Annotated in this window: 11 protein-coding genes, 4 tRNA genes and 1 pseudogene; 12 read left to right on the top strand and 4 right to left on the bottom strand. The window is 61.9% G+C overall.

Annotated features, from left to right (window positions below):
- Positions 1-28: 28 nt before the first annotated feature.
- Positions 29-1861 carry an AMP-dependent synthetase/ligase gene (locus BBBF_RS01520; RefSeq protein ID WP_033510125.1) on the bottom strand — a complete coding sequence of 611 codons (1833 nt, stop codon included), beginning with the start codon at positions 1859-1861 and terminating at the stop codon, positions 29-31.
- A 282-nt stretch (positions 1862-2143) separates the two neighbouring features.
- Between BBBF_RS01520 and BBBF_RS01525 the strand changes: the two genes are divergently transcribed.
- The 7 genes from BBBF_RS01525 (at position 2144) to BBBF_RS01560 (ending at position 5628) form a co-directional block, all read left to right on the top strand.
- The gene (locus tag BBBF_RS01525) at positions 2144-2293 is read left to right on the top strand and encodes a DUF2510 domain-containing protein (RefSeq protein ID WP_003815803.1); all 150 of its coding nucleotides are present in this window, start codon (positions 2144-2146) and stop codon (positions 2291-2293) included.
- Between the two features lie 327 nt (positions 2294-2620).
- Positions 2621-2693: transfer RNA gene (locus BBBF_RS01535), tRNA-Gly, on the top strand.
- A 48-nt stretch (positions 2694-2741) separates the two neighbouring features.
- A tRNA-Val gene (locus tag BBBF_RS01540) sits at positions 2742-2813 on the top strand.
- Positions 2814-2843: 30 nt separating this feature from the next.
- Positions 2844-2916, top strand: a tRNA-Val gene (locus tag BBBF_RS01545).
- 24 nt (positions 2917-2940) lie between these two features.
- A tRNA-Ala gene (locus tag BBBF_RS01550) sits at positions 2941-3013 on the top strand.
- Positions 2972-3829, top strand: a complete 858-nt coding sequence (locus BBBF_RS09225) for a methyltransferase domain-containing protein (RefSeq protein WP_231855255.1) — start codon at positions 2972-2974, stop codon at positions 3827-3829. The genes BBBF_RS01550 and BBBF_RS09225 overlap by 42 nt, the downstream gene beginning before the upstream one ends.
- A gap of 551 nt (positions 3830-4380) precedes the next feature.
- Positions 4381-5628, top strand: coding sequence for a helix-turn-helix transcriptional regulator (locus tag BBBF_RS01560; protein WP_021647574.1), 1248 nt, complete (start codon positions 4381-4383; stop codon positions 5626-5628).
- 222 nt (positions 5629-5850) lie between these two features.
- Here BBBF_RS01560 and BBBF_RS10055 read toward each other — a convergent pair whose 3' ends face one another.
- Complete coding sequence (locus BBBF_RS10055; RefSeq protein ID WP_172674991.1) at positions 5851-6093, bottom strand: hypothetical protein; 243 nt, start codon at positions 6091-6093, stop codon at positions 5851-5853.
- A gap of 380 nt (positions 6094-6473) precedes the next feature.
- Between BBBF_RS10055 and BBBF_RS01570 the strand changes: the two genes are divergently transcribed.
- From BBBF_RS01570 to BBBF_RS01580, 3 genes and pseudogenes are all read left to right on the top strand, one after another.
- On the top strand, positions 6474-6797 hold the full coding sequence (locus BBBF_RS01570) for a type II toxin-antitoxin system RelB/DinJ family antitoxin (RefSeq protein WP_003811820.1): 324 nt from the start codon (positions 6474-6476) through the stop codon (positions 6795-6797).
- Positions 6787-7175 (top strand): annotated as a pseudogene (locus tag BBBF_RS10565) (hypothetical protein). The gene BBBF_RS01570 and the pseudogene BBBF_RS10565 overlap by 11 nt, the downstream one beginning before the upstream one ends.
- Before the next feature lie 178 nt (positions 7176-7353).
- Positions 7354-8097 carry a MerR family transcriptional regulator gene (locus BBBF_RS01580; protein WP_003815788.1) on the top strand — a complete coding sequence of 248 codons (744 nt, stop codon included), beginning with the start codon at positions 7354-7356 and terminating at the stop codon, positions 8095-8097.
- Positions 8098-8277: 180 nt separating this feature from the next.
- Here the strand turns inward: BBBF_RS01580 and BBBF_RS01585 are convergent, their stop codons facing one another.
- A complete protein-coding gene (locus BBBF_RS01585; protein WP_021647579.1) occupies positions 8278-9600 on the bottom strand; it encodes an MFS transporter in 1323 nt (440 codons plus the stop codon).
- A gap of 971 nt (positions 9601-10571) precedes the next feature.
- The gene (locus BBBF_RS01595) at positions 10572-11630 is read right to left on the bottom strand and encodes a PfkB family carbohydrate kinase (protein WP_003811834.1); all 1059 of its coding nucleotides are present in this window, start codon (positions 11628-11630) and stop codon (positions 10572-10574) included.
- Positions 11631-11889: 259 nt separating this feature from the next.
- On the opposite strand from BBBF_RS01595, the gene rpmB reads away from it, so the two are divergent.
- Entirely contained in the window at positions 11890-12084 is a 195-nt protein-coding gene (gene rpmB, locus BBBF_RS01600; protein ID WP_003811837.1) for a 50S ribosomal protein L28, read from the top strand.
- A 119-nt stretch (positions 12085-12203) separates the two neighbouring features.
- Positions 12204-14900, top strand: coding sequence for an ATP-dependent DNA helicase RecG (locus tag BBBF_RS01605; protein ID WP_021647582.1), 2697 nt, complete (start codon positions 12204-12206; stop codon positions 14898-14900).
- The last annotated feature ends 117 nt before the right edge of the window (positions 14901-15017 follow it).

The raw sequence follows: 15017 nt of genomic DNA on the forward strand, positions 1-15017 counted from the left end.
CAACGTGGCGACTGCAGGCCGGGTGAGCCTACTTCTTCTTCGGCACGTAGATCACAGTGTCGATCAGTTCTCGGTAGTGCGCGACGATCTGCGCGCGGCGGGTCTTCAGGCTGGCCGTCAGCATGCCGTTGTCTTGTGTGAACTCGTCGGGCAGAATCTCGAACTTGCGGATCGACTCGGCGCGAGACACGCCCTCATTGGCCTGATTCACCGCACGCTCGACTTCGGTGTGCACGATCGGATTGCGGGCCAGCGACGCCAGGTCGGACTCCTCCTGAGCGCCCTGCGATTTCAGCCACGCGTTCGCATCGGCGAGATCCAACGTGACCAGCGCGGCCACGAACGGCTTCCGGTCGCCGATGACCAGACACTGGTTCACAACCGGCGATGTCATCACGGCGGCCTCCAACAGGCCGGGGGAGACGTTCTTGCCGCCGGCGGTGATGATCAGATCCTTCTTGCGGCCGGTGATCGAAATGAAGCCGTCCTCGTCGATGTCGCCCAGATCGCCGGTGTGCAGCCAGCCGTCGACGATCTGCTCGGCGGTCACATCGGGATGGTTGTGGTATCCGCGGCAGACCAGATGGCCGCGTACGCACAGTTCGCCGTCGTCCGCGATACCCGCGGTGACGCCGCTCATCGGCATGCCGATCGTGCCGATCCGATTGTTCTCCGGCAGGCTCACGCACACCGGCCCGCAGGTCTCCGTCATGCCGTAGCCCTCAAGCAGCGGCATGCCGATGCCGTTGAAGAAGTGCGAAAGGTTGGCGTCCATCGGGGCGCCGCCGGTGATGGCGAAGTCGGCGTTCGGGCCGAAAATCGTGCGGATCTTCTTGTACACCACCAACTCGTAGAACCCGTGGGCGAGGCGCCCCCGCCACGGCAGTTTCTCGCCGGCCTGCTCGGCCTTCGACCAATCCCGCGCCACGTCCGCCGCACGCAGGAACATCTTGCCGGCGATGCCCTTGCCGGCGCGCTGCGACGCTGCGTTATACACCTTCTCGAACACGCGAGGCACCGCCAGCAGCAGCGTCGGGCCGAACGACTCGAAATCCTTGACGATCGTCTTCATGTCGGAACTCAGTCCCAACGTCAGCGTGCCGCAGAAGCTCAGCAGCTCCATGAACCGCGCGAACACGTGGCTCAGCGGCAGGAACAGCAGCAGACGGCGGTCGGGCCACGCGCAGGCGCGGGGCATGTACTGCATGGCCGACAGGCACAGGAACGCCAGATTGCGGTGCGACAGCTCCACGCCCTTGGGGGTGCCGGTGGAGCCGGACGTGTAGACGATCGTCGCGAGGTCGTCGCCGTGGGCGTCGTTCTTGCGCGCCCAGAACTCCTCGTCGCTCACTTCCTTGCCATACGCCTGCAAGGCTTCGAGCGCGCCGGCCTCGATCACGAACACCTTGCGCAGCGACTGCACCTCATCGTGGATGGATTCGATCTTGTCGCGCTGCCCGTCGTCCTCGGCGAACGCGATCGTGGCCTGCGAATCGTTGAAGATCCAGCTCACCTGAGCGTCGGAATTCGTCTCGTAGACCGGGACGGTGAGCGCCCCGACCGCCATGATGGCCATGTCGAGCGCGGTCCATTCCCAGCGCGTACGCGACACGATTGACACGGCGTCGCCCTTCTTCACACCCAAGCCGATCAGACCCTTGCCCAGGGCGATCACCAGGTCGCGGAACTGCGTCGCGGAGAACGACTTCCAGCCGCCGTCCGCCTTGTATTCGACGGTCGAGCCGTCCGGGTCGCGCTGGGCGCGGCGGTCAAGGAAATCAAACAGGTTGATATCGTCGTCGATCGGTTCCTTCAGCGGATTGGTGAACTCTTTGACCATGGTCGAGGAATTTACTGTCATACTCTCTTGAATACTCTCAGCGCGGTACAAAAACCGCGCGACAGGCGGCATTCGGGGGGGGCGGGGGGGGGCGAGCATGCGGCGCGATGATGTCGCATTATGTGCGTCGCGCGTGGCCGGGGCTGTACGATGGAGGCAGGTTTGCCAGTATCGCGCCTTCGGTGGCGCGGCGCGGTGATTCGTGGCCGATGAAGGTGACGGGCGGAATAGGCGAGGCGCGGGCGAGATACAGGCGAGCGGCATGAGCCGGAGCGAAGCGGCCCGAGCCGGACGGGAGCAATCATGAACATGCCGCCGGGCTGGTATCCGGACCCATCGGGCGATCCCTCGCTGATGCGTTGGTGGGATGGCGAGGAATGGACCGGTGACTTCGCGCCGGCGCAGCAGGTGACGCCGGACGGCAACCGTATTCGCCGGGCGCGTACCCGATGACGAATAGCGACCGCAACCTGCGTCTCACTGCATTCATCCTCAACATCATCTCGATGGTCGCGTTGGGATGGACGTTGCTCCCGCTGGCATGGATGATCCCGATGACGGTGATGAGTTGGGGCATCTACAAGGGCACGCGGGCCAACACCGTGGCGTTCGGTGTGTGCAACCTGCTGTTCGTGAATACCATTTTTTTGGGGGGGGGCTGCCCGTCAGCAACAAAGAGCGGTGACCGATTCCGCGGAATTTCAGGCGTGTCGCGATTTTTGTCCCGTTTGTACAGGCGGTCGGGTAATGTATTCCCCTGTTGCCTGTCAAGGTGACATTGCGGACATAGCTTAGTTGGTAAAGCGCAACCTTGCCAAGGTTGAGACCGCGGGTCCGAGTCCCGTTGTCCGCTCGCAGATTCGGCTGGCTGAAGCGATTCGGCCGGTCGGCACGCAGACCCGGGCGGTTGGCGCAGAGGTAGCGCACTTCCCTGACACGGAAGGGGTCACAAGTTCGAATCTTGTATCGCCCACGGATGCCGAAGTTCACTTCGGTGTGCACTGGGTGATTGGCGCAGCGGCTAGCGCACTTCCTTCACACGGAAGGGGTCGTAGGTTCGATTCCTACATCACCCACGGCCGCTACGGTGGTCGGTTTTCGGGGCTATGGCGCAGCTGGTAGCGCATCTCCATGGCATGGAGAGGGTCAGGGGTTCGAATCCCCTTAGCTCCACAGAACAGAACGTCCCTCCTTCCGGGAGGGGCGTTTCTTGTTTTTTCGAGCCTATACCCGCAGGCGAGGATCCTCGGCATCGACAGCTCCCCGGACATGATCACCTCGGCGCGCAAGCTCCGCCCCGACTGCGATTTCGATGTGCTGGACGCCGGGTCGCTCGACGAGCTCGACACCGATTTCGATGTAGTCTTCTCCAACGCCTGCCTGCAATGGGTGCCGAACCATGAACGGGTGCTGCCCTCCATGCTGCGACGGCTTAACGCCGGCGGCATCGCGGCGGCGCAATTCACCGAGAACATCAACCTGCCGCCGCACATCATCATGCGCGAGACCGCGTGCGAGCCGAAATGGCGGCAGTGGATCAGCGAGATACGCCGCTACTGCAATCTCGGCGGCGACAATTTCGACGTAAGCGCATACTATGATCTGCTCGCCCCGCTCTCCGCGCACGTCGACGTGTGGGAGACGAACTACTACCATGCGCTGCCTGGGTATGAGGCGATCCTCGACTGGTATCGCGGTACCGGTCTGCGCCCGTATCTGGCCCAGCTGCCCGATGACGGCCTATATCTGCGAGTTTTGAGAGCGTCGGTTGAGCGAGCCATAGATTTTTCATATGTCCGCGGTCTTGTGTCGCGCCCTGCGACGTGCTTCGATGGTGGGTGCCGGCGGCAAGGGGCTTCGCCGGTGCCATATCAATGGTTCGCACGTCAAGAAGGGGGTTGTGATGGTGTCCACCACATTGGACTTCGCCGAGAAGTACCTGCTGAAAACCGAGGTCAGGACCGTCGCGGTCATGCCCGACGACGATGATTCGGTGCGTGATGATGATTCGTACGACGCATAGTGCGGTGATCGTTCTCGATGATGTTTGTGCGAGGATGACTCATATTCCCGCACAAGTGCGCATGATGCGGATTCCCGGAATCCCGAGACTTGCTTTCGCTTGATGCCCGATTGGCCCGGTACCATACTCGCGCCTGTATCATTGAGGACGATTCGTTGCATATCTTGCCACCGGGAAGGGCCATCATGGGGCGCAGTCGGTGATGCATTTCCACGTGCACTTAATCCCGCGCAGATATGGGGACGGATTGGACACCTGGTCCAAGCTGCCGGGCCGCTCGCTCGACCTCGATACGGCATGGCGGCGGTTGTGGCGGGGAAAATCGACTTCGTGAGGATTGTGATATAGGACATCAAAACGGCGGGATTCCGCCGATGCAACCTGTGGTTGCGCACGGTTGCGGGGCATGGTCGGCGATTGCAACCGTAAGATGGTGGCGGATGGCGCGGACGGCGTGCCATAGTGGGGTCATCGGCCGAACATGACATGATGGAATCACTTGAGAAGGGATTTGACGATGAGCTTCCGCACCAACCTGCAATACCTGCGCGCCCAACGCAACATGACCCAGGAGCGACTGGCCATGCTGCTCGGCGTCTCGCGGCAGGCCATTTCGAAATGGGAATCCGAGAAGGCCTACCCCGAAATGGACAAGCTGCTCATGATCTGCGATCTGTTTGGCTGCACGCTCGACGACCTCGTGCTCGGCGACGTGAGCGTGAGCACCAGCCGGCCGGACTCGCACGGCGCATCGGCAACCGGCTGCGGCACGACTGTCGGAGGCATGACCGGTGAAGATGCCGGGAGCCCTGCACATGCGGGGAACGCGAAGGGAAGTATAGGCGACGCCGACGAGCCCGCGCATCTCGGTGCGGCCGGTGCCATCGAGCCAAGCCTCACGGGCGTGCCGACCGGCGAGACACCGTACGGAACCGGTTCGCCCCGCCCCGCCGTGCACGCCAATACGGCCACCCTGCCGCAGGACCTGACCGGCTACGACGAGCATCGCCGCCGGTTCGCGCTGCTCATCTCCGGCGGCGTTGCGGCGATCATCGCGGCGGTCGGTATCTGCAATCTGTTCGATTCAAGCAACTCCATCCTCGGCGTGACGCGGCTCAATGACTTCCTCACGTTCCTGTGCATCTGCATAGGTGTGATCGCCGGGCTGGCGATGCTGGTCCCGGGCGGCATGTCGCACGCCGAGTTCAAACGCCGCCATCCGTATATCGAGGATTTCTACACCGATGAGGATCGCAGCCGCGAGACGCGTCTGCTGGTGGTCGGCATCGTGGGCGGTATAGCGGCAATCCTGATCGGCATAGCGGTGACTGTGTACGCCGATGACGTGTTGGGCATCAGCGATGGATGGCCGAACGCGATCATGCTGATGCTGTACTCGGTCGCCGTCTTCAGTTTCGTTTACTGCGGAATACGGCACGGCATGCTCGACATCGACGGCTACAACAAGAAGGCCGATACCGATGGCAAGAAAGAGCGTGCAGCCGGGCATGATTTCTACGACAATCTGACCGGTGCGGTATGCGGCATCATCATGTCGCTGGCCACGATAACCGCCCTGTGCCTACTGTTTCTGGGGCCGTGGATGCTGCATGACGACTGGAGCTCCGTGGGCCTGTTCTGGCTGCCGTGGCCGATCGGCGGCGTGCTGTGCGGCATAGCGAGCCTCATCATCCAGCTGGTCAAGGATTATCGCAGGCGCAACGACGACGGACAAGGCGCCGGGCAGCCCGGGCGGACGAAATAGCAAGGAAAGGACGGCCGATGGATGATCTCGCCGCGTCTCGTGAGCGGTATCCGTTGCAAACCATGCGATTGCCGGATGGCGAACCCTTCGCATACCGGTATCATCGCAATCCCTCCGCCCGCGCAACGATTGTGCTCCTGCCGGGCGGAATCGGGCTGTCCGACTGTTCTGCCTGCATTTTGAACGGTTCGCCGAGGACTGCTCGGTCATCACCTTCGATTATCAGGAGCGGTTCGCGACGAACGCCGAACTGGCGCGTGCCATCGCAAGTGGAAGCGGACGCTTCGCCTGATACCGATGCCGCTGCACCGGCGTCTGATGGCGTGGGCCGTGATGCGCAAGACGCAAGACCTGTCGTCTGGCGAACGGCGGCTGATGCAGGGCCTGTGCGATGTCCTCAAGCAGTTGCTGAGCAAGCCGTATCAGCGGCATATGGCCGATTTGCTGATCGATGCTGCGTCGCACGCCGACATGGTGACGGCGGTCATCTCGCGCTGTTGGTGCGCATGGACGAGTACATGGATACCGTACGCGCCTTCAGCGGGTCGCATGCGGCCCGCTCTTAGCAGGCGTCTCTAGTCTCGCGTCGGATCCTTCTGCAGAAGCAGGAACACGAGCGCCACGACCAGCAGCACCGCGATAGACAGCACGCCGAGCGAGGCTCGTGGTCTGCGACGCATGAGTGTGACCGTGAGCTCCCCAGCTGATGAGCGCAAAGGCAGAGATTGGTTTCGCGTGGGATTGTCCCGATGTCAAGGTCATGATGCAAAAGCGTTAAGCATCCTACGGATTATATTGAGAAAAGAAGTCATTAGTAATACAATTGGCTTTAGAAAGGATTCATTATGAGCACTACCACTGTTCGCATGGATGATGATCTCAAAGCCGAAGTGAACGCCATTCTTGATTCCATGGGATTGAATTTCAATACGTTCGTGAATATGGCCAGCGTGCAGTTGGTGTCGCAGCGTCGTATTCCGTTCGAGGTGAGGGCGCCTGAACCCGTGCTGCCTCACGCGGGACATGTTGCCGCCAATGGAGTTACGTACCGTGGGGTCGACGAACAGGGATATCCGGTGGTCGAAGTGCCGAACGCCATGGTGTTGAATCCGAGCCGGGGCTCCGATGGTGTTGCCGTACTGCCCAAGGCGTGGCGCGATGGCGAATAATCATGATATTCCGGAATTGATGCCGGTTCCGGAGCAACTGCATGTCTTCGACGTGTATCGCATGCGGGTGCGGTTCGAGGATGATCCGACGAAATCACGCAACCATACGTGGCCGCCATCGTCATACAAGCCGACGACGACGGTGGAGTGGCTGTGAAACTGACCAGCAATCCAACTTGGCATGGGGCGGGCGATGTGCAACTGCCCGAGTATGAGCATGCCGGGCTTACCCATCTGACGACCGCTCGCTGCGCGCAGCTGGTGCGGTTCCGCCGGTCGGATCTACAGGGATTCGCCGGTAGATTGAGTCGGAATGATGCCATACGTGTGGCCAATGCGGTCGGCGAGGTAAAGCCTGAAGAACAGGTGTGGCTGTAATTCTGTTCTGCCGTCTAACTGGTTCGGGGTGTTCACTGTGAACCAGTGCGCAATTGCGATGGTCGGATGTCTTTCTACAGTCCGCTTATATGTGAAGGTTTTGTGGTCGACGTTGCGTCATATGTTGCTTGTGACGTTGCGTAATGCGGCATATTGCTTGGTGAAAGGAGGTTAGGCCATGTCGATGGACGATGAAACGGACAGCCGATACACCACAGGGGACATCGCCAAACTCACTGGTGTGAGTGTGCGAACCGTGCAGTACTACGACGCCAAAGGTCTGTTGATTCCCAATGAGATCAGCGACGGCGGCCGAAGGCTGTACGGGACTGCAGAGGTCGAGCGGATGCGGGTCATCCTTTTTCTCAAAGGACTCGGCTTCAAGCTGGAGCAGATTCGCTCGATTCTGTCGGACGAGCGGCCGGAACGGGTGCTGGTTGATTTGCTGGATCAGCAGACGGCATCCTTGCAGTCGGGTATCGCCGAGCAGAAGCAACGTCTTGATGACTGCTTGCAGCTGCGCAAAGCACTGACGGTCTCGGCGTCTGACTTCGTATCGTCAACATTAACCGACATGGCAACCGTTATGAACACCACAACCACTCATTCCCTGCGCACCACATATTTGGTCATGCTGGCAATCACATTGCCCGCGACTTTGTTGCAAATTGCATGCCTCGTCATTGGTGTGATGACAGACGTATGGTGGCCGCTGCCGGTCGCCGTTCTGCTGGCGATTGCGCTCACTGTTGCGGCGATGAAGTACTATCGCTCCCGCGTGCAGTACCTATGTCCGGCTTGCCATGAGACCTTCCAGCCGGGTATGCGAGAGTTCGTATTCGCCGCACACACGCCCAAGACACGCAAGCTTACCTGCCCGCATTGCGGTCACAGGGGGTATTGCATGGAACTCAGCATCTGAAAGTTTCTGATTATAGCGTTCGATTTACCAACGGTAGTTGTCGCAGAATTTGCGACAACTACCACCCTGTCAGAATATGTGCGTTGTGCAGGGCTAAATTGTTTCAGGTCGCGGCTCGGGCGGTAGGGTATGCCGTTTCATCGCTGCTTCGGCGTTCCTGTTGCTGATTGATGGGTGACATTACGCTTGCGTTGGGTCCTTCTGCAGGAGCAGGAAGATGAGCGCCAACACCAGCAGGATGGCGATGGAAAGCACGCCGAGGGAGGCGTTGCCGGTGATCGACGTGGTGGTGGCCACGAGGAACGTGCCCAGAATGCTCGCGGTCTTGCCGAAGATGTCGTAGAAGCCGTAGTACTCGTTGGCGTGGTCCTTGGGGATGATCTTGCCGTAATACGAGCGGCTCAGCGCTTGGATGCCGCCCTGGAACATGCCGACGAGGATCGCCAGGATCCAGAACTGCGCGGCCGACACGAGGAAGAACGCGGCGAAGAACACGATGCACATGTAGGCCACGACCGCCGCCACGATCATCGCCTTGCAGCCGAACCGCCCGGCCATCCGCCCGTACAGGATCGCGCATGGGAACGCCACGAACTGCGTGACCAGCAGCGCCACCACCAGCTGAGTCGAGTCGATGCCCAGCTCGGCGCCGTACGAGGTGCTCATCGAGATCACCGTGTTCACCGCATCGATGTAGAAGAAGAACGCGAGCATGAACATCCACAGCGGCTTGTTCCTCACTATCTTGCGGAAGGTGCCGCCAAGCTCGCGGAAGGTGCCGCGCACGGCCGTTCCCAGCTGGTCGCGTGTGGCGCGGTAATGCTCCTGACGGTAGCTGGAGATCAGCGGGATCGTGAACGCGACCCACCAGACGGCGGTGATGATGAACGATGCGCGGGTGCAGCCGGTCGTCGTCCAGCCGAATGGCAGCGCCGGGCCGCCGAAGATCAACGCGATGCACACGATGAACGGCACGGTCGAGCCGATGTAGCCCCAGCCGTAGCCGTGCGAGGAGACCTTGTCCATGCGTTCGTTCGGCGTGGTGTCGATCAGCATCGAATCGTAGAACGTGAGCGAGCCGTTGAGTCCGATCGTCGCGAGGATATACACGACCAGGAACGGCAGCCACGTCAGTGGAAGCGCCATCGCGCAGCACGTGACGACGCCGGTGCCGAAGAAGCCGAGGAAGAACTTGATTTTCATGCCCTGCACGTCGGCAATCGAGCCGAGCAGCGGCATGAGCAGCGCGATGACCAGCGATGCGATGGTCTGCGCGTAGCCCCAGGCCGACACGATGTTGCCGTCCGCGGGCATCAGCGATTTCGCGTAGATCGGAATCACCGCGGTGGACAGCAGCACGAACGCGGAGTTGCCCACGTCGTAGATGATCCATTTCTTCTCGCGCGGGGTGAGTTTCGCGGTGGCGGTGAGGGCCGGATCTGTGCCGGCCGCTGCACTGTCTGCCGGGCCATCGGTGGGTTTGGCTGCGATGCTGTCGTTCATGGGGACTCCTGACGTCGTGTTCATATATATCGTAAAGTGCCGTTTCCGGCATACCAAGTTTCCATATGAATTGCGGGTGAATTGTTGCGGGCCGGCGGGAGTCGGACGGGTTGGGCGGGTCAAGCGCGCAATGGGCCGCGTCGATCGTGGCGATCGTCATCGGGGTCGGCGTTCGTTATCTGGTACACCTATTATGCGTGGCGCAAGCCCGATCCCATCGAAGAGGCGCGGCGGGCGGATATGTTCGCTCGCGGTTGGACGCCGCTGGACGAGGACGTGCACTTCCCTCCGGCGTGGTTCGCCAAGATTTCCAAGCTGAGGACGGTCGGTAGCGAAATGCCGCATACGACATGGGGCAAGGACGGCTGGATCACGTTCAACTATGACGTGATGCAGTTCATATCGGACGCGAACCCCAGCTATGGCACCGATATCGTGTTCCTGGTATGCCCGTGCACGGTGCCACGAGGCCCACTCATGTGGGCGACCATCTATCAGGGTCGCAAGATGTTTCAGCGCACCAGCGAGCAGGGCGGCGTGCCCGCCGACGTGGTCGAACTGCTGAAGATGAGCCCGTACAGACCGAATCTGATCGTGATGGATGGACGAATCTACATATGGTTGCGGGTGAATTACATGCCGTTGCCGCAGCGTTTTTCTGAATTATCCGCTGGAAAGCGATCTGATTCCGTTGACGAAGGAACTGCATCGCAGGCTCGCCCGCGATATGGGGATTGTCGGCCAGACGCCGTGGGGTGGCCGCGCCTGAGCGGTCATCGGTACGGTGATTGGTCCAATAGCGTCCTTAAGTGCGCGCCGAAACGACAAGTGCGCGCACATAGGGACGCAAAACACCCGATTTGCGTCCCTATGTGCGCAGAGTCGTCCGTTCGGCGCGCACTTAAGGACGCAAACGGAACGACAGCGTTGCGCAACAATCCATATCGGCCGGGCGACGCTGCGAGGAATGGCTACTTCGCGGCCTCGGCCGGAGTCTCGTCTTCCTCGAGCTTGGCGATGACCTCGTCATAGCCGGGGCAGTCCGGAACGCCGTTGATGGAACGCTGAATGCCCAGCGAAGCGGCCGCGTTGGCGATCTTCACCGCATCGACAAGCGACCAGCCGCGGGCGATCAGTGCGCACATGGCACCGGTGTGGCACGAGCCCGCCGAACGGGTGTGCGTCGCCTTCGTCGGATACCCCTCCACATGGATGACTTCGCCGCCCGGCGTGCGCACCCACGCGCCGCGCGACCCCGCACGAACCACCAGCGGCGCGCGCAGCGTGGCGCCGAGGCTGTTGCACAGCGCCTTCATCGAGTCGTCGAATCCGCCGCCGACGGTCATCGACAGGGAATCGTCCACGAACACGCCAAGCCGGTCGGCGAGCGTGCGGGCCTCCTGACGGTTGCAGGACCAGATGGGCCGCACCAGCACCAGATCCTCCAGCAGGTGGTCGCTGACCATGTGCAGCGTGTTGGTCGGATTGAGCACGATGCTGTAGTCGCGCGTCGTCGGGTCCGAAGAGGTGCGATGCAGGAAGGCGTCGATGCCTGACGCGCTGTGATCCATCAGCGTGTTGGCGCTGATGTGCACCACATCGCCCTCGCCGGGCTCCACGCAGTCGAACGTGTTCTCGTTGCCTTGTGATTCGGCGCCATACGTGGCGACGAACGTCTTGCGCTCGCTGTCGTTGAGCACCAGACGGAAACCGGAATCGGCGTCGATGCGGTCCTGGCCGATGTGCTCGATGCCGTTGTCGTTGAGAGCCTTGCGGATCAGTGACGCCCACGGCCCGTTGCCGATGACGCCTGCGTGCTTGGTCGCCGCCCCAATCCGGCTGGCCGCCTGCATGACGCGGAAGCTGCCGCCCACCGACGGCATGGTATGGTTCGCGACGGCGAATCCGCCCGGTTGGGGAATCGCGTCGATGTCCATCATGATGTCGACCCACACCTGTCCCAACGAGATCACTGTGGGGGAGGGCACGTCGTTTTTGCGTGAAAGCAGGCCTTTAAGTGAATTGAGCATCATTCCTCCTTGACGATTGCCGCGTTGCATGTATCGTATGCCATACAGTAACCGTTTTACCGTGATTTTATGAAGAGTTGCTGGATGCGGCAATAGTCAAGACGGGTGATATTGTGTGGATGTGTAGGTGAAAGCCGCAATGATACGCGCTTGATTTGCATTTGTTTGTGTTTGGCGCTATTATTGTGAAGTTGTGTGTTCAAGCATCCGTGCTGGAACACGGAAGACTTGAACATCAAGGTTATTAAGGGAGTCCATCATGGCAGCTCGTTGTGCAGTGTGCGGCAAGGGTCCGCAGGTCGGATACACCGTTTCTCACTCGCATATCCGCAACAAGCGCACCTTCCGCCCGAACCTGCAGCCGGTTCGTACCACCGTTGACGGCCAGAACGTTCGCGTCCGCGTGTGCGTCAAGTGCCTCAAGGCCGGCAAGGTTCAGCGTGTGGTTGCGTGACATCGCGCGATAACGTTTCACTGAGGCCCCGGAAGTCGCAAGACTCCGGGGCCTCTTTATATCCGCTGGCGGAGGGGACAATGCGATGCCGTCCCGCCGGCACACCACAATAGGGACGTATGAGCATCACGTTGAACACCACCATGTCGTCGATCATGACGAACAAGCGGCGTGTCGGCGCGCTCAAAAGCCTTGGCGTCGTGACGGTGGGCGATGCGTTGACCTACTATCCGTTCCGCGTCGCCGATCCGGTGCCCCTGCGGGCACTGCGCGAGGCCCGTATCGGCGAGAGAATGGCGTTCTCCGCGTCGGTGCGCAGCATGCGGGTCGTGCCGATGAACGTTCGGCGGGGCTACCGGCTCGAGGCCGTGGTGGATGACGGGGATTTCGCGGTTTCCCGGCATATCGCGGGGGCCGCCGCCCGTTTGGTGTTCTTCTCGTACAAGAAGCAGTATGTCGATTGGCTGAGCATGCGGCTGCGTTCCGGCGCGATTGTGGTGATCGCCGGCGAGCCGAGCGAGTTCAACGGCCAACTGCAGTTCACCCATCCCGAAATAATGACGGTCGCTCCCGGCTCCGGTCCGGCTGATGGCGAATACTCCGGTGTCGTGCAGATGAGCGCTCTGAAATACGACGCCGACACCGTCGAAGCGGGCCTGCGTCGCATCAGCAGACCCCGACCGGTGTATCACGCGTCGTCTCGTATCTCCAGCGAACACATTCATGAGTCGATAGTGCAATGCATCGAGTTGCTGGCCGGAACCGGGCAGGATCTCCCGGGCGATGCGGCAACGGAAGCCCCGCAAACAATGAAACCGATGGAAGACGGCGGCATCAGCGGCGCCGGAACCGCTCCAGCGGATGCCGAGTCTCGGTCAGGAAACGCCGTGGCCGTCGGCCTGGCCCGCGCGATCCCGGACGTCCTGCCCGAATCGGTGCGCGAATCGAATCATCTGCTGCATCGCGCGGAAGCGTTCCTGGCCATCCACGACCCGCTCAGCACCGCGGATTTCAAACGGGCCATCGGCACGATGCGCTACGAGGAGGCGTTCGTCTCGCAGACGGCGCTGCTCCAGTCGCGTAGCAATGTCCGCAAGGATGCGGCCCTGCCTTGTGCGGGCGTGGCGCTGCGTGACCGGTTCATCGAATCACTGCCGTTCCCGCTGACCGGCGGCCAGCGGGAGGTCATCGATGATATCGGCGTGGACATGGCCCGCGAATATCCGATGCAGCGCCTGCTGCAGGGCGAGGTCGGTTCCGGCAAGACCGTGGTCGCGGTCGCGGCCATGCTGCAGGCGGCGGGTTCCGGCCATCAGGCGGTGCTTGTCGCGCCCACTCAGGTGCTCGCCGAGCAGCATCATGCGACCATCAGCGCCATGCTCTGCGCGATTGACGGCGTCGAGACGGGCGATGACCCGTCCCGCGATGCCCTGTCTCCCAATGACCCGGCCGACCTGATCAAGGTCGCCGAATCCGCTGCCGATGACGGAGATGCCAAGGGGCGCACGGCCGTGAAACATCCCGTGAAACACAGTGGGGCGCGCAGTGGGAAACAAGACGGCGCGGCGCACGCGCAGTCGGACGCGAACACGCGGCACGTGCCGGTCATCCTGCTGACCGGCGGCATGAAACTGGCCGCCCGCCGCCGTGCTCTCGCGCTCGCGGCCAGCGGCGACCCGTGCATCATCGTCGCCACGCACGCCGCGTTCTCCAAGACGTTCCAGGCCCCGAACCTCGCGCTCGTCGTCATCGACGAGCAACACCGGTTCGGCGTGGAGCAGCGCGAATCCCTGCGCACCAAAAACGATGTCGTGCCGCACCTGCTGGTCATGACCGCGACGCCGATCCCGCGTACGGCGGCGATGACCTGGTTCGGCGATCTGGACATCTCGTGGCTCACCGAGCTGCCGGGTGGGCGCAAGCCCATCCGCACGTTCATCGTGCCTGAAGACGACGGCCGCATGATGGGCTCCATGTTCGCCCACATCCGCGGCCGCATCGACGCGGGGGAGCGGGCGTATGTCGTCTGCCCGCGTATCGATGCCGACGATGAATCGGACGGCGATGACGATACAAGTGGGGCATCGCAGATCGGCGTGTACGACGATTCCGACGCCTACAGGCGCGAATCCGCCACCGCGGCCGCCAACACAGCCGCCAGCGCGCCATCGCAGGAGGATGGTGACGGTGCTCCGTCACGGCCGCCGCTGCATTCCGTGGCCGAGATCGAGCGCAGGCTGTCATCGCTGCCGCAGTTCCGTGGCGTCCGTTTCGCGACGCTGACCGGCCGCGACGATGACGCGACCAAGCAGCAGGTCATGGCCGATTTCGCGGATGGGGCCACGCCGGTTCTGGTGGCGACAACGGTCATCGAAGTGGGCGTGGACGTGCCGCAGGCCAGCTGCATCGTGATCTTCGACGCTGACCGGTACGGGCTTTCGCAGCTGCACCAGCTGCGCGGGCGCGTGGGGCGCGGCGGCACGGATTCATGGGCGTTCCTGATTTCGCGGGCTGAGGACGGCGGTCCCGCGCAGCAGCGGCTGCAGGTCATCCAGGGCACGCTCGACGGTGCCCAGATCGCGCAGGCCGATCTGGAGTTCCGCGGCGCCGGAGACGTGCTCGGCGACGCGCAGTCGGGCGGCAAGTCCGGTCTGAAACTGCTGCGCGTGGTCAAGGACGTCAAGATCATCGCCGACGCGCGCGAACGTGCTGGGCGGTTGCTCGCCGATGACCCCGATCTGTCGGGCGAGGTCGAGCTTGCCGGCGCGGTGCTTGATTTCACCCGCGGCAACGAGACGTTCCTGACCAGCAGCTGACGCGCGACGGGCGATATGCGCCGCGGATAGGGTCGTCGGACACGAGCCCCGGCCCCGCCATCCGCGATCGAACAATGTGGCGCTTGAACGCAGCATAGATTTTTCATATGGGAACGG

The organism is Bifidobacterium bifidum ATCC 29521 = JCM 1255 = DSM 20456 (assembly GCF_001025135.1).
Taxonomy (GTDB): Bacteria; Actinomycetota; Actinomycetes; order Actinomycetales; family Bifidobacteriaceae; genus Bifidobacterium; species Bifidobacterium bifidum.

Excerpts from the sequence above, each read along its gene's own strand:
- BBBF_RS01520 (WP_033510125.1), bottom strand. The coding sequence starts at position 1,861 with ATGACAGTAAATTCCTCGACCATGGTCAAAGAGTTCACCAATCCGCTG.
- BBBF_RS01525 (WP_003815803.1), top strand. The coding sequence starts at position 2,144 with ATGAACATGCCGCCGGGCTGGTATCCGGACCCATCGGGCGATCCCTCG.
- BBBF_RS09225 (WP_231855255.1), top strand. The coding sequence starts at position 2,972 with ATGGCATGGAGAGGGTCAGGGGTTCGAATCCCCTTAGCTCCACAGAAC.
- BBBF_RS01560 (WP_021647574.1), top strand. The coding sequence starts at position 4,381 with ATGAGCTTCCGCACCAACCTGCAATACCTGCGCGCCCAACGCAACATG.
- BBBF_RS01570 (WP_003811820.1), top strand. The coding sequence starts at position 6,474 with ATGAGCACTACCACTGTTCGCATGGATGATGATCTCAAAGCCGAAGTG.
- BBBF_RS01580 (WP_003815788.1), top strand. The coding sequence starts at position 7,354 with ATGTCGATGGACGATGAAACGGACAGCCGATACACCACAGGGGACATC.
- BBBF_RS01585 (WP_021647579.1), bottom strand. The coding sequence starts at position 9,600 with ATGAACGACAGCATCGCAGCCAAACCCACCGATGGCCCGGCAGACAGT.
- BBBF_RS01595 (WP_003811834.1), bottom strand. The coding sequence starts at position 11,630 with ATGCTCAATTCACTTAAAGGCCTGCTTTCACGCAAAAACGACGTGCCC.
- rpmB (WP_003811837.1), top strand. The coding sequence starts at position 11,890 with ATGGCAGCTCGTTGTGCAGTGTGCGGCAAGGGTCCGCAGGTCGGATAC.
- BBBF_RS01605 (WP_021647582.1), top strand. The coding sequence starts at position 12,204 with ATGAGCATCACGTTGAACACCACCATGTCGTCGATCATGACGAACAAG.